The sequence below is a fragment of the Lawsonibacter sp. JLR.KK007 genome, assembly GCF_036941135.1.
GTDB lineage: Bacteria > Bacillota > Clostridia > Oscillospirales > Oscillospiraceae > Lawsonibacter.
Window position 1 is genome coordinate 1,642,443 of record NZ_JAYWSY010000001.1, and the last position, 17,353, is coordinate 1,659,795.

The 17,353-nt window shown below is 65.3% G+C and carries 12 protein-coding genes; 7 read left to right on the plus strand and 5 right to left on the minus strand.

Annotation, left to right across the window (positions count from 1 at the left end; all coding sequences use genetic code 11):
- Position 1: 1 nt before the first annotated feature.
- The 4 genes from lgt to VV088_RS09070 form a co-directional block, all read right to left on the minus strand.
- Positions 2–952 (minus strand): prolipoprotein diacylglyceryl transferase, encoded by a 951-nt coding sequence (lgt, locus tag VV088_RS09055; RefSeq protein WP_334600372.1) that lies wholly within the window; start codon positions 950–952, stop codon positions 2–4.
- A complete protein-coding gene (gene yfmH / locus VV088_RS09060; RefSeq protein WP_334600373.1) occupies positions 949–2,229 on the minus strand; it encodes an EF-P 5-aminopentanol modification-associated protein YfmH in 1,281 nt (426 codons plus the stop codon). The genes lgt and yfmH overlap by 4 nt, the downstream gene beginning before the upstream one ends.
- Positions 2,230–2,232: 3 nt before the next feature.
- Positions 2,233–3,516 (minus strand): EF-P 5-aminopentanol modification-associated protein YfmF, encoded by a 1,284-nt coding sequence (gene yfmF, locus VV088_RS09065; protein ID WP_334600374.1) that lies wholly within the window; start codon positions 3,514–3,516, stop codon positions 2,233–2,235.
- 165 nt (positions 3,517–3,681) lie between these two features.
- A complete protein-coding gene (locus tag VV088_RS09070) occupies positions 3,682–10,839 on the minus strand; it encodes a GH36-type glycosyl hydrolase domain-containing protein (protein ID WP_334600375.1) in 7,158 nt (2,385 codons plus the stop codon).
- Between the two features lie 175 nt (positions 10,840–11,014).
- Here VV088_RS09070 and ylxM point away from each other — a divergent pair, with 175 nt between their 5' ends.
- The 7 genes from ylxM (at position 11,015) to VV088_RS09105 (ending at position 15,402) form a co-directional block, all read left to right on the plus strand.
- On the plus strand, positions 11,015–11,380 hold the full coding sequence (ylxM, locus tag VV088_RS09075; protein ID WP_334600376.1) for a YlxM family DNA-binding protein: 366 nt from the start codon (positions 11,015–11,017) through the stop codon (positions 11,378–11,380).
- A 4-nt stretch (positions 11,381–11,384) separates the two neighbouring features.
- The gene (gene ffh / locus VV088_RS09080; RefSeq protein ID WP_334600377.1) at positions 11,385–12,758 is read left to right on the plus strand and encodes a signal recognition particle protein; all 1,374 of its coding nucleotides are present in this window, start codon (positions 11,385–11,387) and stop codon (positions 12,756–12,758) included.
- Between the two features lie 65 nt (positions 12,759–12,823).
- A complete protein-coding gene (gene rpsP / locus VV088_RS09085; protein ID WP_251318413.1) occupies positions 12,824–13,063 on the plus strand; it encodes a 30S ribosomal protein S16 in 240 nt (79 codons plus the stop codon).
- 16 nt (positions 13,064–13,079) lie between these two features.
- A complete protein-coding gene (locus VV088_RS09090; protein ID WP_334600378.1) occupies positions 13,080–13,310 on the plus strand; it encodes a KH domain-containing protein in 231 nt (76 codons plus the stop codon).
- Positions 13,311–13,363: 53 nt separating this feature from the next.
- Positions 13,364–13,783, plus strand: a complete 420-nt coding sequence (locus VV088_RS09095; protein WP_334600379.1) for a hypothetical protein — start codon at positions 13,364–13,366, stop codon at positions 13,781–13,783.
- Positions 13,780–14,274 carry a ribosome maturation factor RimM gene (rimM, locus tag VV088_RS09100; protein WP_334600380.1) on the plus strand — a complete coding sequence of 165 codons (495 nt, stop codon included), beginning with the start codon at positions 13,780–13,782 and terminating at the stop codon, positions 14,272–14,274. The genes VV088_RS09095 and rimM overlap by 4 nt, the downstream gene beginning before the upstream one ends.
- Positions 14,275–15,402, plus strand: a complete 1,128-nt coding sequence (locus tag VV088_RS09105; protein WP_334600381.1) for an AI-2E family transporter — start codon at positions 14,275–14,277, stop codon at positions 15,400–15,402.
- Positions 15,403–15,437: 35 nt separating this feature from the next.
- On the opposite strand, the gene VV088_RS09110 is transcribed toward VV088_RS09105, so the two are convergent.
- Positions 15,438–17,261, minus strand: a complete 1,824-nt coding sequence (locus VV088_RS09110) for an LTA synthase family protein (protein WP_334600382.1) — start codon at positions 17,259–17,261, stop codon at positions 15,438–15,440.
- Between the last annotated feature and the right edge of the window lie 92 nt (positions 17,262–17,353).

Consider the following 17,353-nt stretch of genomic DNA (forward strand, 5'->3'; position numbering starts at 1 on the left):
CTCATTCCTCCTCTGTCTCTTCTGCCGCCCGGGCAGCCAGACGGTCCACAAACAGCTCCTGCTTCTTTCCCCTGTACTTCCACATCGCCGCCGCCAGCGTTCCGCCGGCGATCACGGCGGTGATCAACGCGAAGAGCTGGGACACCCGGATGGGCGCGCCGAACAGCTCCCAGCCGAAGAGGTACAAGCTGTCGGTGCGCAGGCCCTCGATCCAGGTCCGGCCGATGCCGTACCAGAAGAAGTAGAACAGGAAGCACTCCCCATCAAATTTCCGCTTCCTCCCGATGAAACAGACCATGATCAGCCCCACAAAATTCCAGGCTGACTCATAAAAAAAGGTGGGATGTACCCCCAGCGCGCCGCTGAGGATGGCCTCACAGCCCGCCTGGTCCACATAGCCGTGCTCCAGCATATAGGCGGCGATGGAGGGGCCGCACATCCGCCAGGGCAGGGTGGTGGCGGAGCCAAAGGCCTCCACGTTCATGAAGTTGCCCCACCGGCCGATGAGCTGGCCGATGAACAGGCCGTGGACGCCCAAATCGGCGTAGGCCAGGAAGCTGAGCTTCTTCCTCCGGCAGAAAAGCAGCAGCACGATGGCCGAAGAAATGATAGCCCCATAGATGGCAAGGCCGCCGTCGCCGTAGTTGAGAATCCGTCCCCAGTTTAGAGAGCCGTCCGCCTGCCGGTACATGTCCAGATTGAACACCACATAGTACACCCGGATGGCCACCAAAGCGGCAGGGACGGCAAAGAGCATCATGTCGATGATATTGTCCTCGGTGATGCCGAAGCGCTTGCCCCAGCGGGAGCACAGATACACCGCCAGAATCAGGCCGCAGGTGATGATGACCCCGTACCAGTAGACGGGCCGGTTCAAAAACGGGATGGTAAACGCCACCCGGTTCAGGGTAAACTCCAGCCCCAGGCCGGGGAAGGACACGGTTTTGATCACTGTGCCCCCTCCTTGGCCCGGACCACCGACAGCGCGGTGCGCTCCCCGGTCACCCAGCCGGCGATCAGTTTCTCCGCCTCCTCCTTGGTGATGGAGCCAAAGAGTTCCGCAAAGCGCAGACTGTCGTATCCCGCAAAAAAGGCCTGGGCCTGGCTGACACACAGGTTCTCGAAGGAGTTCAGCCCCCGCACCCGGTTGCCGTAGACCCCCTTCTTCACCCGCTCCCACAGGGCGGGGTCCACCCCCTCCCGGCCGATGCGGGCGGCCTCAGCGGCCACCGCCGCGCAGACAGCCTCCGGGGCTTTGGACTCGCCGTCCGCCGCCAGGAAAGCGCAGCCGAAGCTGCTCTCGTAGCTGTAGCCAAACTCCTGGTTGATCAGCCCCTCCCGGTACAGCTTGGCATACAGGGGGCTGGAATTGCCCAGCAGCACCTCCAGGGCCAAGCCGCCCACCAGCTCCTGGCGCAGGCGGTCCTCGCCGTTGATCTGGGCGTCCCCCTTCCAGCCCAGCTGGAAGATGGGGGCGGACACCTCCATCCGCTCCTCGATATAGCTCTGGGCCGCCCGGGGCTGTTCTTTCTCTCCATAGTCCTTGGCGGCGATGGGGCCCGCCTCCTTGGGGAGAATGTCCCGGGCAACATCACAGATATGCTCCGGGTCCACCGGACCGGCCACGCACAGCACCATATTAGCCGGGTCGTAGAAGGCCTTGTGGCAGGCGTACAGGGTCTCGGGAGTAATCTCCGCGATGGATTCCACGCTGCCCGCCACGCTCACCCGAATGGGGTGGCGCTGAAACAGGGCCTTCATCAGGTTCATATAGCACTTCCAGTGGGGGTCGTCCTCGATCATGCCGATCTCCTGGCCGATGATGCCCCGCTCCTTGTCCACGCTCTCCTGGGTGAACCAGGGTACCGAGACAAAGGACAGCAGAATGCGGAGATTTTCCTCAAACTTTTCGGTGGAGTCGAAGTAGTAGCCAGTGATATCGTTGCTGGTGAAGGCGTTGGGGCTGGCTCCGTTGGCGGCCAGGTCCTGGAGGGCGTTGCCCTCCTGGGTGTCGAACATCTTGTGCTCCAGATAGTGGGCCACTCCGGCAGGGGTGTCGTGCCACGCCCCGTTCAGGCAGAAGCGCATATCCATGCCCCCGTAGTTGGCGGCGAAAAAGGCGTAGCCCTTCTGAAACTCGGGCTTGGGGAAGACGAAGACGTTCAGGCCGTTCTCCAGCTTCTCGTGGTACATGGTCTCCCCCACTCGGGCAAATTGCAGTTTTTCCATGGTTCAGACCTCCTTTCCCTTCAGGAAGTAGATGGTATCCAGCTGGAACCGCTTGGCGGACTCCGCCACCTGCTCCCGGGTAACCTGCTCCAGCTGGCGGGCCAGCTCCTCCGGGTCCTCCTCCAGGCCGGCCGCCGCCTGGCCCAGCCAGAACTCCTCCTGGCGGCCCTGCTCGTCCGTGGTGGCCCGGTAGGCCCCGATGAGGGTGCGGCGGGAGCCCTCCAGCTCCCAGTCCTCGATCTCTCCCCGGCGGATGGCCTCCAGCTGGGCCAGGATCTCGTCCTTGGCGGTCTGGTACTTGTCGAACTCAATGCCGGAGGACACCATCACCAGCCCCTTCCGTGGCTCGGCCACCGAGCTGGCATAGTAGCACAGGGACAGCTTCTCCCGCACGTTCATAAACAGCTTGGACAGGGTCGTCCCGCCGAACACCGCGTTGCACAGGACAAAGGCGGGGTAATCCGATTCCCAGCAGCTCTGGCCCCCGGTACGGAAGCCCAGGGCCAGCTTGCCCTGGCTGACGTCCATGGCCTCCTCCACCACAATGGGCTCCGGCCCGGCGGACACCCGCACGTCGCAGGAGGGGTCCGCCCGGTCCTCGTTCACCGGCAGCCCCTCCAGGGCCTGCTTCAGCGCCCCCGCCGCCCGGTCCGGACTGGCGGAGCCGCAGTAGTACACCTCCACCCGGGCGGTGCGCAGCAGCTCCTGATACCGCTGCCATAGGCTCTCCGGGGTGACGGCGGCCACGCTCTCCTCGTCCCCCAGCTTGTCCACGCCGAAGGCCTCGTATTTGCACATCTCCTGGGTGAGGCGCTGGGTGGCGTAGGTCCGCTTGTCGTTGATCTGGGCCCGGATGCGGTCGATCAGGTTGGCCTTCTCCCCGGCGGTGTAGTCGGGGCAGAAGCAGCCGTCCTGGGTATAGGGCTTAAGGAGCAGCTCCCCCAGCAGGCCGGCGGCGGACTCCAGGATCTGCTCGCCGTTCAGGGTGTAGGCGTCGTCCAGGAAGCTGGCCACAAAGCCCACGCACTGGGTCTCCCCCTTCTTGCGGACGGCGGGTTCAATGGCTCCGCCATACAGCTCGTCCAGGGCGGCGGACAGGCTCTCCATGTCCGGGTGGACCTGCGTCCCCCGGCGCAGAACCTCCGGGATCAGGGCGTTGGCCCCGGCGGTTTTCCGGTCCAGCGGGGTGAGCAGGGTAATGGACAGATAAGAGCTTTTGAACTTGTTGGTATGCACCGCGCGCAGCCATACCCCCGGGAACAGCTCCCGGCGCGTTACTTGTGACATATCATTGTTCCTTTCTTGGAAGAAAATTTTTCCGTTTACAGCGGAACCATCATACCACGCCCGCAGGGGAAAAGTAAAGAGGGATTTCACCATCTTCGGACAGCGTCTTCAAGCGGGAGGTTGCTGGAAAGCGCCCCCAAAAGCCGCCCTTTGCGAAGGGGGCTTTTAGATGCTGACCTCCAGCCGGTGCTCCCCCGTCAGCTCTCTCAGAGGCACGCCTCCCTCCGCCGGTTTCCCGTCCAGGAGGGCAGAATAGGTCCCTGTCCGCGTCACCAAAAGGGCCAGCGTTCCTCCAGGCAGCCGCCACTCTGCCTCGAAGCCCGGCCAGTCCGGGGGCAGGTTGGGCTCCACGGTGAGGCGGCCCTCCGCCACCTTCAGCCCAAGCAGTTCCCGGACGGCCACCTGCCAGTACCACCCCGCCGCCCCGGTGTACCAGGACCAGCCCGACCGGCCCACCCGGCCGGGGGCGTGGGACACATCAGCAGCGATGACGTAGGGCTCCGCCCGGTAAATGCCGGTGGGGTGGTTTTCCGGAAGGAGGGCCTGCAAAACCGCCCAACCGTCCTTGGGCCGGTCCAGCCGGAAGCAGGCCATGGCCAGCCAGACGGAGGCGTGGGTATACTGTCCGCCGTTCTCCCGCACCCCGGCGGGGTAGCCCTTGATATAGCCGGGGTCCTTCTCCCCCTCGCCGTCAAAGGCGGGGTCGAACAGCCGCACCACCCCCGCCTCCCGGTCGAACAGCCGGTCCAGGGCGGCGGAGACGGCCTCGTCTGCCCGCTGGCGGTCCGTCCCGCTGGGGAACACCGCGAAAGACTGGGCGATGGAATCGATCTGGCACTGGCCGCTCTGGGCGGAGCCAAGCGGAGCGCCGTCCCGGTAGTAGCCCCGACGGTACCACCGGCCGTCCCAGGCGGCCTGGGCCGCCTGGATAAGGGCGTCCGCATGGCGCAGCAGGTCGTCGGCCCGGGCCTCCTCGTCCATCCTCCGGCACAGAACGGAAAAATCCTGGAGTACCGCCGCCAAAAACCAGGTGAGCCACTCCGATTCCCCCTCCACCCGGTCCATGCCGTCGTTCCAGTCGCCGCTCCCCATCCGGGCCAGGCCGTGGGGACCGGTCCCCCGGTCCAGGGCGCACCGGATGGCCGCCAGGCCGTGGCGGTAGAGGCTGTCCCCCTTCCCGCTCACCTGGGGGACCTCATAGCGGTCCTTCTCCCCCGGCTCCAGGGGCTTGGCGGTCAGATAGGGGACCTCCTCCTCCAGAACGGCCCAGTCCCCGGTGACCGCGCAGTACCGGCACAACACCCAGGGCAGCCACAGCAGGTCGTCGGAGATGCGGGTACGCACTCCGGCCCCCTGGGGCGGGTGCCACCAGTGCTGGACGTCCCCCTCCTCAAACTGCCGGGAGGCGGCCAGAAGGAGCTGCTCCCGGGCCCGCTCCGGCCAGGTGTATACCAGGGCCGCCGCGTCTTGGAGCTGGTCCCGGAAGCCAAAGGCCCCGCCGTTCTGGTACTGGCTGGTCCGGGCCATCAGCCGGCAGGCGGCCACCTGGTAGAGGCACCAGCCGTTCAGATAGCGGTCCAAAGCGGCGGACGGCGTTTTTACGGTGAGGGCGGACACCTTCTCCCGCCACCAGGCCAGGGTCTGCTCCTGCTCCTGCCAAAACCCCTCCCGGAAGAAGCGGGAGCAGGGGGTCCCCTCCTTCTCCTTGGTGACCAGCGCCGCCGGCTGTCCGCCGGACAGGGCGGCGGAGATGGGCGTCCCCTCCCCCAGGCGGTACAGCAGCCGTCCGCTCCCCCCGGCCAGAGCAAAGCGGAGAACCCTTCGGTTCTCCTCCAGGGGGACGAAGCCCTCGGTGGTCAGCGTCCCGCCGGGCAGCTCCTTCTCCCACCGGGCGAAGCCGGGGCCGTAGGTGACGGTGCAGGGCAGTCCGTCCCCGGCGGCAAAGACGGAGTATTCCTGTTCCCCGATCCGGACGGTGATCTGTTCCGGCCCGCCCACCGCCAGCGGGTCGTTGGCCCAGGGGGTCAGCCTGCCCTCCCGGGCGTTGCCGCCGGTCCACAGGAGGCCCGCCCCTGTCTCATCGGTGAGCCAGCCGAACTCAGGATTACATAACACCTGCGACCAGCCCACCGGCGGCAGCCGCTCCCCGGCGTGGATGAGAACGGTATCCCCCTCCATGGTCCAGGGAGCGGGACCGGGCTCCAGGCAGACGGCGGGCGGCGGACTGACCGTCTCCTCCGCCGCCCCCTCCTCCAAAGGCAGCCCCGCCTTGGCCCAAGCCAGTACCGCCGGGGCGGCAGTCGGGACGGCCAGGTGGACGCCCCCCTTGGCCCCCAGAGCGGATTCCGCCCCCAGCTTGTTCAGCTCCTCTGTCAGGGCGGTACGGATGGGACGGCGGTAGTCGCCCCCCTCTTCCAGCAGGAGAACCAGGTCGAAGGGGTACCCCGCCCGGGTGAGCATCTGGTGCCAGCGGCACCAGAGCACGGCCCGCTCCACGTCCTCCTCTCCGGACAGCTGTCCAGCGGCGATGGGCAGATCCCCGGAGATGCCGTAGGGCCACAGGGCGGACTGGGGCGGGCGGTCCGGGTTCGGTTCTCCTCCGTTCAGACGGGCCAGCAGGTCAAAGGCGGCCAGGGCCTCCTGCTCGCTGAGGGCCAGCCTCTGGGCAATGGGAGCCAAAGAGGCGGGCGCTCCCTCCCGGCCCTCCAGCATCCGCCGGGCCCCCGCCTGAGCGGACTGGGCGCTGTCCCCCAGCGCCAGGGCCAGTGAAATCGTCTTCCGCTCCCCCGGCGGCAGGGAGACGGGAATGCGCACCATCAGACAGGGGTCGGAGCCCACATCCCCCTGGAGCGGGCCGGGCCTCCGGCGGGGCAGGGCCCGCAGCCCGCCCCGGCCCAGAGCGGCGGAACGGTCCAGGGCGGCGGAGGTTCCCGTCCCCGTCCAGGCGGCGTACAGGTACACGCTCTCCTCCTCCCCTCTGGGGCGGCGGTGGAACAGAGCGCCATTTCCCTCCAGGGAGCACTCCAGAAACAGCCGGGAGAAGGCGGGGTGGGCGTCAAAATCCCGCTGGGGACAGAGGACCGGCTCCAGGTACAGGAGCAGCTCCCCCTCCAGCCGCTTCTTCCCCTTCCAGCTCAGTTCTACCCGCCGCAGCGCCCCGTTTTCCCGCCGGGGGACGGTCACCGTGGTCCGGGCTGTCAAGCCCTCCCGCTCCAGGCTCCAGGACGCGTGCCCGGCATCGAAGGCCCAGCCATAGCTCCCCTCCTTCTGGTACAGCGGGGCGGGGGTCAGCCCCGTCACCCCGCTGGGACCGCAGAAAAAGGCGGATACCCCCGCCGGAGCATAGTATTCTCCCGTCCGGGCCAGGGTAACGGCCAGCTTCCCCGCCTGGCACTGGGTCAGGCCGTTGTCGCAGGCCAGCAGGCTGAAGCTGCCGTTGGACAGCAGCTGGCACCGGGGTTCCTTCCGTCTAAAGCCTTCCCCCTCCCGGGCCAGGGCGGGTCCGGCGGCAGGACGGAGCTTTTTGGGGAAATCCCGCTCCTCCTGCTTCATGATGGGCGCGCCCACCGGCACCCGCTCCTGGAGCAGCTCCCGGTAGGCGGACATGTCGCAGTCCTTCATGAACCGCTTCTGCATCACGTTGTCCCGCAGGGCGTTGTCGATGGCCACCAGGCTCATCCCCAGGTGGTGGGACATATAGGAGCGGACCACCTCGTAGTCCTCCCCGCCGGCCAGGCGGGAGGGGGTGTAGTCCACCGCCTCGTACAGGCCGTAGCGGCCCTCCAGCCCCATGTCCCGCAGGCGGCGCAGGTTGCGCAGGGCGCTGCGGGGGGCCAGCAGCAGCGCCAGAAAGGAGGAGTAGGGGGAGACCACCAGCTCTGCGTCCAGCCCCCGCTTCAGCCCCAGGGCCTGGACGCCGTGGGCCTTGTACTGGTAGCTCAGGCCGGGGTCGAAGGCGCAGAAGCCCGATTCGGAGATGCCCCAGGGGGTTTTGGTCTTGTCCCCCCGGCGCTTCTGGGCGTAGACACAGAAGGACAGCGTCTCATACAGGAAGGAATTGGGCTCGCAGGGCATGAGGAGGTTGGGCATGAAATACTCGAACATGGTGCCCGTCCAGGAGGCCATGCCGCAGTAGTCGTTGTCCCCCAGCAGCATCCGGCCCAGCCGCCGCCAGTGGCGGGCGGGGACCTCTCCCCGGGCCACCGCGATAAAGCTGGTCTGCCGGGCCTCGCTGGCCATCAGGTCGTAAAAGCCGTCGGTGAGCCGGTCCTGCTCCACCTCATAGCCGATGGAGAACAGCCGCCGCTCCCGGTCGAAGAGGGGGGCGCAGTCCATGGCGCCGGACAGCTTCTCCGCCCGGCGGGCCAGCACGTCCTCCCCCCACTGGTACAGCCCCTCCCGCAGGGCGATGAGACAGCCCCGCAGATTGCCGCTGTCTACCGTAGACACATACCGGGGGTGGAGGGGGGTTCCGGTGGATGTGTCGTACCAGTTGTACAGATGGCCCTTCCACTTGTCCAGTCTCTCCACCGTGTCCAGGATGTGAGCGATCAGCTCCGCCGCCCGCTTCCGGGGCAGCAGGTCCAGGTCCGCCGCCGCCATCACCGACAGCAGGGCCATACCGATGTTGGTGGGGGAGGTCCGCCGGGCCAGGGCGGGGCCGGGCTGCTCCTGCCAGTTGTCCGGGGGGAGGTAACCGTCCTCGGGGCGGAGGAATTTGTCAAAATAACGCCAGATCAGGGCGGCCTGGTGGAGGAGGAAGGCCCGGTCGGCGGGAGGCAGGGCCTTTCCCCTGCGGGAGGGACGGCTCACCGCCCAGGCCAGCACCGGGGCCAGCAGCCAGACCAGGCCCACCGCTCTCCCAAAGCGGAGCTGGGCAAAGAGGACTACGAAAATCCCCGCCGCCGCCGAAAACCAGGCCGTCTTATAATAAAACCAGACGCTCCCCTTCCCCTTCTCCGTCTGGGCGGCGGTGACCCAGGCCAGCAGGTTTTTGTGGGACACGGTCATCCGCCACAGGGCGGAGGAGATGGCCGTCAGGCAGATATAGGTCTGATAGGGCAGGAAGATCAGCTGAATGGCGGTCTGCAAAATGGCCCCGGCCAGACCGGCGATGACGGTGGAGTGGTACCGCCGCCGTTTGCCGCTGCGGCGGACCGCCAGCTCCGCCCCGGACAGCAGCAGATTGGAGGCCGCCGCCACCACCGCCACGCCCCCCGCCCAGGCAAAGACCGTCCCGGAGACGCACATGCCCAGCACCAGGGTCAGCAGGGTAAAGATGGGGGACAGCGACCGGCGCAGGTTGTCAAAAATCTTCCACCGGGCCAGCGGGGGCAGGGGGTTGTCCTCCTTCCCGCTCCGGCCGTCCGGGACCCGCCGTCCCAGCCAGGGCAGCAGCTGCCAGTCCCCCCGGACCCACCGGTGGAGCCGGGCAAAGTAGCTGTAGACCTGCCAGGGACAGCCGTCGGTCAGCTCCACCTCCCCCAGCAGGCCCGCCCGGAGGTAGCTGCCCTCCAGCAGATCGTGGGACAGGATAGCGTTGTCGGGAAAGCGGCTGTCCAGACAGGCGTGGAAGGCATCCACCGAAAAGATGCCTTTTCCGGTGTAGGTGCCCTGGTCAAAGAGGTCATGATACACGTCGCTGGCGGTGGAGCCGTAGGGGTCCACGCCTCCCAGCCCGCCGAACACCCTGGAAAAGAAGGACTTGTTGGCCGCCTCCAGCTCCACTGCCACCCTGGGCTGGAGCAGGGCGTGACCGGCGGTGACAATGCTCCGCTCGAAGTCGATGACCGGCTGGTTCAGGGGGTGGAGCATGGCCCCAATCAGCTCCCGGGCGGTGCCCACATTCAGGCTGGTGTCCGAATCCAGAGTGATGACATACCGCACCTGGCGCAGCCAGCCCTTCTCCCCCGCCTTCACCTCCAGGCCGGTGTGCCGCCCCTTCAACAGGCGGACCAGCTCGGTGAGCGCCCCCCGTTTCCGCTCCCAGCCCATATAACGCTCGTCCCGGGCGCTGAAGGCCGGGGCGCGGAAAAACAGGTAAAACCCTCCGCCGTACTTCCGGTTCAGGTCCTCCACCGCCCGGCGGGCGTTTTCCATCCAGGCGGTCCCCTCCTCCCCCATGGGGACGCCGCTGTCAGGCAGGTCGGCCAAAACGCCCAGCCGCAGCTCGGGACCGGCGTCCCGGTTGGCCAGGCGGTACCGCTCCAGCAGGGCGGCCAGCCTGGGACCGCTGTCCTCCCCGGTGAGGAGGGACACCACCACGCACAGGGTCCGCCCCTCCCGGGGGACTCCCCCCTCCAGCTCCATCCGGGGGACGGGGCGGGGCGGAACCAGGCGGACCAGGAAAAAGTCCAGCACATTTTTCACAATGTCGGACAGGGGCAGGAGCAGCAGCAGGGCGGCCAGCGGAGTTCCCGCCGCCCGCCACAGGGCCAGGGCGGCCAGCAGGGACAGTCCCGCCACCGCCAGCCCGTAACTCACCCCGGAGCGGGTCCGCTCCGGACGGCCCAGGGGTTCCCGGTACAGGTACCAGCCCACATGGCGGCGGGGACCCTCTTCCTTTTGGGCCAGCTCCAGGGCCCTTTGGGCGGCCTCCCCCTCCCCCAGGCCCCGCTTTCTTGCCAGCTGGCACACCCTCTGCCGGTACCGGCGGCGGGTGTCCTCATCCATACGGGGGTAGTGGCCCGAGGGGTCCCCCTTCAGCACCTGCTCCACCCGGCTGGCCCCCTCCAGCAGGGCGCTCCACTCCGCCCCGGACAGGACCCGCAGGGCAGTGAAGACCGCCCCCATCTCCCCGGCGGACACCCGGTCCTCCTTGAGGGCGTCCAGGTCGGAGCACAGCCCGGCCAGCCGCTCCACCAGCGCACCGGCCAGGGCTGGAACCAAGAGGGACAGCTCCCGCTCGGTCAGCGGACACACCGACTGAAAGCCCTCCAGATAGAGGGCCAGCCGCCCCTGGTCCAGGTCGGGCACTGCCCACAGGGCACTCCGGGCGCAGCTCTGGAGGAGCGCACCCCCCTTCGCCGTTCCGCGCAGGGGTTTCCTCCCCTGCTTCAGGGCCTCCCGGGCCCGCTCTCCCTCCCGGACGGCCAGATAGTGGTTGTCCAGCAGCCACTCCGCCGCTCCGGGCAGGGCGGACCGGCCATCGTTCCAGAGGTTCAGGGCCTCTCGAGCCCGGCACACCGTGTTCAGGCTGGACCGCAGCGCCTTCCGCAGGGCGCGGCAGGGGACGGTCCCGCCCAGCCGGACCTCCCTGGCGGCGTTGGCGGCGTATTGCTTTAAGTGAGCGTCGTCCATGGGGACGTGGGGCGTGTTGTTCATGAGGGACCTCCCTATTTTCCAGGCTTCCCTTCCATTTTTCCCCGGCTATGGCGGAATATACGAAAACGGCGGTCCCTCCCGACAAGTATTTGGGCTTGACAAACGGCATGAAATATGATAGACTTCCAAAATGTAAAGTTAATGCGCTTTACATTTTGGCGAGGAGGTCTGCCGGATGAAAAACCAAGCCTACCGTATGGCAATGCTCTTTGACTTCTACGGCGACGTGCTGACCGACCGTCAAAAAGAATTTTACGATCTGTATTATAACGAGGACTTATCCCTGGGCGAGATCGCCGAAAACTACGGCATCACCCGCCAGGGCGTCCGGGACGTAATCGTCCGGGCGGAGGCCGTCCTCACCGAGCTGGAGGACAAAACCGGCCTGATCAAGCGGTTCCACTCCACCCATCGCCAGCTGGAGCAGCTGCTCCAGTGCGCCCAGCGCATGGTGGAGCTCACCGCCCGGCAGGACAGCGCCGAGCTGGAAGCCCTGGCCCTCCAGATCCGCGACGGGGTGCAGACCCTGCTGAAGGAGTAAGCCCATGGCATTTGAAGGACTTTCCGAAAAGCTGACCGCCGCCTTTAAAAAGCTGCGGGGCAAGGGCCGGCTGTCCGAGGCCGACGTGAAGGAGGCCATGCGGGAGATCCGCCTGGCCCTGCTGGAGGCCGACGTCAGCTTCAAAGTGGTCAAGCAGTTTGTGGCTCAGGTCACCGAGAAGGCGGTGGGAGCCGACGTGCTGGAGGCCCTGTCCCCCGCCCAGCAGATCATTAAGATCGTCAACCAGGAGCTCACCGAGCTGATGGGCGGCTCCTCCGCCAAGCTGACCATTGCCTCCAAGCCGCCCACGGTCATTATGATGGTGGGCCTCCAGGGGGCGGGCAAGACCACCAATGGCGCCAAGCTGGCCGGGCTGATGAAGCGGCAGAGCGGCAAGCGGCCCCTGCTGGCCGCCTGCGACATCTACCGCCCCGCCGCCATCCAGCAGCTGGAGGTGGTGGGCAAACAGCTGGACATCCCCGTCTTCCAGATGGGCCAGACCAACCCGGTGGACATCGCCAGGGCCGCCGTGGAGCACGCCCTCAAACACGGCAACGACATGGTCTTTCTGGACACCGCCGGCCGCCTCCATGTGGACGAGGAGCTGATGGACGAGCTGCGGGCCATCAAGGCCGCCGTAGAGCCCACTGAGATCCTGCTGGTGGTGGACGCCATGATCGGCCAGGACGCGGTGAACGCCGCCAAAGCCTTTGACGACGCGCTGGACATTGACGGCGTGGTCCTCACCAAGCTGGACGGCGACGCCCGGGGCGGCGCGGCCCTGTCCATCAAGGCGGTCACCGGCAAGCCCATCAAGTTCGCCGGCGTGGGGGAAAAGCTGGACCAGATCGAGGTCTTCCACCCCGACCGCATGGCCAGCCGCATCCTGGGCATGGGCGACATGCTCTCCCTCATTGAGAAGGCGGAGCAGACCTTCGATCAGCAGAAGGCGCTGGAGCTTCAGGAGAAGCTGCGGAAAAATAAATTCACCCTCACCGACTTTTACGAGCAGATGAAGCAGCTGAAAAATATGGGCTCCCTCACCGAGATTGCCGGGATGCTCCCCGGCGTGAAGGCCAGCGACCTGGAGGGGGCCTCTATGGACGAGACGCTCCTCCGCCGGATGGAGGCCATCATTCTGTCCATGACCCCCGCCGAGCGGGAGGACCCCAAGCTGCTCAACTCCAGCCGGAAAAAGCGCATCGCCGCCGGGTCGGGGACTCAGGTGGTGGACATCAACCGGCTGCTCAAGCAGTTCGAGATGCTCCAGGCCATGACCAAGCAGTTCACCGGCGGCAAGCTGCCCAAAAACCTGCGCAGGATGATGGGCAAAAAGGGCCGGGGAATGCGGGGCGGAATGCCCGGTATGCCCTTTTAACACGTTGGCAGAGCGCCCTGCGCGCTTTCCATAGATACAACAAATTCATTTGGAGGTGAAGATACATGGTTAAAATCAGACTGCGCCGCATGGGCGCCAAGAAGGCCCCCTTCTACCGCATCGTGGTGGCCGATTCCCGCTACCCCCGTGACGGCCGTTTCATTGAGGAGATCGGCTTCTACAATCCCACCACCGATCCCACCGAGCTGAAGGTGGACGTGGACCGGGCTCAGGCTTGGATCAAGACCGGCGCTCAGCCCACCGAGACTGTCCGCGACCTGCTGAAAAAGGCCGGCGCCCTGTAATGGCTGGAGGTCATGCATGAAAGAGCTTCTGACCTATGTGGCCCAGAACCTGGTAGAGCACCCTGAACAGGTGTCCGTCACCGAGGTCGAGGGCGACGGCGAAACCGTCCTGGAGCTCCGGGTCGCCCCGGAGGACATGGGCAAGGTGATCGGCCGTCAGGGCCGTATCGCCAAGGAGATCCGTGTTTTGATGCGCTCCGCCGCCCAGCGGGCCGGCAAGCGGATCAACGTGGAGATCGTCGATTAAACCAAGGGCGCAGGGGGTTCCCCTGCGCCTTTCCTTTCAAATTGGAGGACCGTATGCACTGGTCAGACACACAGCTGGCTGAGATCCGGTATTTCTGCACCAGCACCCGCAGCCGGACACCAAAAATCCTGGTAGGACTTCCGCTCAAGCTCCAGCTTGGCTTTATCCTTATTATCTTCTCCCACTATCAGGTCACAGAATTTCAGAGTTCGGATATCAAAGCGTTTTACAAATTGCTTTATACCCCCCATTTCAGGCCGGATCAGCTGCGGGCTCCCTCCCCCGCCCGCATTGCCAAGGCCCTTGAACAGCTGGACAAAGCCCCCAACTGCCAGATTAACGTCCAGTGCCTGGAGGAGGACCGCTATCGAATTTTTTGGGTCAGCCCCATCTATGCGGACGACTATATGAAGGAACTGGATTACGGCTATGAGCGGGGATATGTCCAGTATTTTATGGAGGAACACACATGAATCAATATTTAGAGGTGGGCAAGGTCACCAACGTCCACGGCCTGAACGGCGAGGTGAAGGTCCAGCCCTGGGCGGACTCGCCGGAGTTTCTGTGCCAGTTCAAAACCCTGTATGTGGACGACGCCCACTGGCCCATCCAGGTGGAGCGGGCCCGGGTCCACAAAAATATGGTCATCATCAAATTTGAGGGACCCACCGACGTGCCCAGCGCCCTGTCTCTGCGCAACGCCATTCTCTATATCGACCGGGCGGACGCCCCGCTTCCGGAGGGCGCTTTTTTCCTGGCCGACATCTACGGCCTGGAGGTACGGGACGCCGGTACCGGCGCCGTCCTGGGCAAAATTGAGGACGTGCTCACCCTGCCCGCCAACAACGTCTACGTGGTCCGGGGAGGAGAGCGGGAGCTGATGATCCCCGCCGTCCCTCAGTTCATCGCGGAGACCAACGTAGAGGATGGCTTTATCCGGGTGAACATGATGGAGGGTCTGTAAATGGGACAGGAATGGAAGGGCCCGCTGCGGTGGGCTGCGGTCCTGTTCGGACTCTACCTGGCCATCCACTACTGGGACCGCCTGTCCGCCCTGGGCACGCTGGCGCTGAGGGCGGCCTTTCCCCTGGCGCTGGGGGCGGTCATCGCCTACGCTGTCAACATCCTGATGAGCCAGTATGAGCGGTGGTATTTCCCCAGCTCCCGGCAGCCCGCCGTGGTGAAAAGCCGCCGGCCGGTGTGCCTGCTGCTGGCCTACGCCAGCCTGATCGCCCTGGTGGTGCTCATCGTGCGGATGATCCTGCCCGAGCTGGTCCAGAGCATCACCCTGCTCCTCCAGGAGCTGGTGCCCCTGCTCCAGCAGCTGAGCGTCAAGCTCAATGAAAATCAGGATCAGCTGGCCGGGCTCTTTGCCGCCGACGGCACCGTCAACTGGCAGGAGCTGGCCGCCAAGGCGGTGAACTTCCTGCTGGCCGGACTGGGCGGCGTGATGGGTTCGCTGGTGTCCATCGCCTCCGCCACCGTGTCCGCCGCCTTTACCGCCATTGTCAGTGTCATTTTCTCCATCTACCTGCTTCTGGACAAGGAGAAGCTGGCCCGGCAGTGCGCTTTGGTGCTGAAGACCTACCTCAAGCCCGGCTGGTACCGCCGCCTGCTCTACTTTTTGGAGACTCTGGACCGCTGCTTCCGCCGCTTTGTGGTGGGCCAGTGTACTGAGGCGGTCATCCTGGGCCTGCTGTGCGTGGGCGGGATGCTGCTCTTCCAGTTCCCCTACGCCTCCATGGTGGGAACGCTCATCGGTTTCACCGCCCTGATCCCGGTGGCCGGCGCCTATATCGGCGCAGGGGTGGGCGCGTTTATGATCTTCACCGTCTCCCCCATCAAGGCCCTGCTGTTTCTGGTGTTCATCTCGGTGCTCCAGCAGCTGGAGGGCAACCTGATCTACCCCAGGGTGGTGGGTTCCTCCATCGGCCTGCCGGGGATCTGGGTGCTGGCCGCCGTCACCATCGGCGGGGGCGTGCTGGGCATCGGAGGCATGCTGCTGGCGGTGCCGCTGGCCGCCGCCTGCTACCAGATGCTGCGGGACGACACCGTCCGCCGGAGCCGCCCTCCCAAATCAGGCAGAGCATAAAAAACCGCCCGGATTGGAATCCGGGCGGTTTTTTTCTAATCCACACAGAACATGGGCCGGGCCTCGTCAAACAGGTCCACCATGCCGCAATAGTTGAGCACCTCGTACCTCCACAGCCACTCCTGCTCCTCCTCGCTGAGCTCCGTCCGGGACAGGAACTCTCCGTCCGCCGTCACAAAGCCTACCGGGGTGATGGCGGGCAGGACCTCATACAGCTCAGACAGAAATTCCATGTACCCGGTGAGAGGCAGGCCGGCGGTCTGCGCGGTGAGCACCCCCAAAAAGTTGGGACTGATCACCACATCCTGCCGCTCCTCGATGTCGTAGTTGGCCCAGAGGAAGAAGGGGACGGCGTACTGCTGCATAACCTCCTCCGTGGTGCGCTCGGACAGCTTTTTTCCATACAGCTCCTCATAGAAGGCGTTGGCCAGCGGCGGCTGGTGGTCCCCGAAAAAGACCACCAGGGTGGGTTCCTCGCACTGGCTGTAATAGCCGATCAGCTCCTCCAGGGCCTTGTCGCTCTCCCGCATCAGGTCCAGGAACTGCTCCGCGCTGTAATCGGCCGCCTTCAGATTGCCGGGCAGCTGGATCGCCTTGGGCAGGTTGTACCACCCCTGGGCGTAGCCGCTGTGGTTCTGCATGGTGACGTTAAAGAAAAAGCTGAAGTCCTCCTCCTCGGTAGACCGGCAGATCATCTCATAGTCCGAGCGGTCGGAGATGTAGCTGCGGATCATGTAGGGGTCGGTCACGTCCTCCTCATACATCTGCCGGTCGAAGCTCAGATATTGGTAAGCCAGCACCCGGTTCCAGCCCGAGGACTTGTAGGGGTGAAAGGCTGTGGTGGCGTAGCCCTGGCTCCCGGCCAGGGCGGCCAGGGAGGGCATGCCCTCCTCCACATACAGCTGGTAGGCCACCGTATGGGGCGGCTGGAACAGGCTGGTAAAGCCGGTGAGGTACTCAAACTCGATGGTAGCGGTCCCGCCGCCGGTGACCGAGGAGTACATCCAGCCCTTGATGGTGTTCTCCTCCATGGAGTGGAGAAAGGGGGTAGGGTCCTCCGAGGCGTTCAGCGCATCAAAGATGGTCAGGTCGCCAAAGGACTCGTTCATGATGACCACGATATTGACCGGCTGCTCCCCCTGGGCTGCCGGAACGCCGGGGTACTCCTCCATCAGCTCCAGCACCAGGTCCTTGGAGTAGTTCTCCGGCCGGTCCACCGAGGAGTACCGCAGGGCGATGGAAAAGTTCAGCAGAAAGCCGTTGCGCTGGGTAACCCACTGCTGGGTGTAGATATCCAGGGCGGGGAGCATCCCGGTGCAGAAGAAGGCGTAGCAGTAGCCCCCCATCACCGCCCACAGCAGCAGGGCGGCGGGCAGCTTCACCTTCTTCCGCCTGCGCTGGGGGACGCAGAAGAAGACCAGAAACAGGTAGGCCGTAAACAGCACTGCCGCCTGTGTGATGTACTGGTCCGCTGAGTAGTCAAAGCCTCCGGCCACGTTGGCAGCGGTGCGCCAGCCGGTGATGTCCGCCGGAAACAGAATCCGGCCGCGAAAACGCAGTACGTAGTGGTTCACCAGCCCGAAGGCAAAGGACAAGACGGTCCCCAGGGCGGCTGCCCGCCGGTTCCGGCCCAGGATCAGCCGCAGGGCCGCAAACAGGAAGTAATAAAACACCATGTTCATCAGCACCTGCCAGGCGGCCAGGTCGTCGAACACGTCGTTCTCGTTTAAAAGTTCCACCATCCACAGGCAGACCCAGGGTCCCAGCAGGAACACCAGCCGGGACAGCCACTTGCCTGGGTCCTCCCGCCAGTCCCGCACCAGCCGGGGAAAGGTATCAGCATATAACAGTGCTCTCATGGATCGTTCCTCCAATGCGGCCTCGCCGCAGCAATCGATGATAAGAATAGCAACTTCAGGAAAAAAAAGCAAGAGGATCGGCCTATCTTAAG

Coding starts and splice junctions, on each gene's coding strand:
- VV088_RS09095 (WP_334600379.1), top strand. CDS start 13,364: ATGCACTGGTCAGACACACAGCTGGCTGAGATCCGGTATTTCTGCACC.
- yfmF (WP_334600374.1), bottom strand. CDS start 3,516: ATGTCACAAGTAACGCGCCGGGAGCTGTTCCCGGGGGTATGGCTGCGC.
- rimM (WP_334600380.1), top strand. CDS start 13,780: ATGAATCAATATTTAGAGGTGGGCAAGGTCACCAACGTCCACGGCCTG.
- VV088_RS09070 (WP_334600375.1), bottom strand. CDS start 10,839: ATGAACAACACGCCCCACGTCCCCATGGACGACGCTCACTTAAAGCAA.
- VV088_RS09090 (WP_334600378.1), top strand. CDS start 13,080: ATGAAAGAGCTTCTGACCTATGTGGCCCAGAACCTGGTAGAGCACCCT.
- VV088_RS09110 (WP_334600382.1), bottom strand. CDS start 17,261: ATGAGAGCACTGTTATATGCTGATACCTTTCCCCGGCTGGTGCGGGAC.
- yfmH (WP_334600373.1), bottom strand. CDS start 2,229: ATGGAAAAACTGCAATTTGCCCGAGTGGGGGAGACCATGTACCACGAG.
- ylxM (WP_334600376.1), top strand. CDS start 11,015: ATGAAAAACCAAGCCTACCGTATGGCAATGCTCTTTGACTTCTACGGC.
- ffh (WP_334600377.1), top strand. CDS start 11,385: ATGGCATTTGAAGGACTTTCCGAAAAGCTGACCGCCGCCTTTAAAAAG.
- rpsP (WP_251318413.1), top strand. CDS start 12,824: ATGGTTAAAATCAGACTGCGCCGCATGGGCGCCAAGAAGGCCCCCTTC.
- VV088_RS09105 (WP_334600381.1), top strand. CDS start 14,275: ATGGGACAGGAATGGAAGGGCCCGCTGCGGTGGGCTGCGGTCCTGTTC.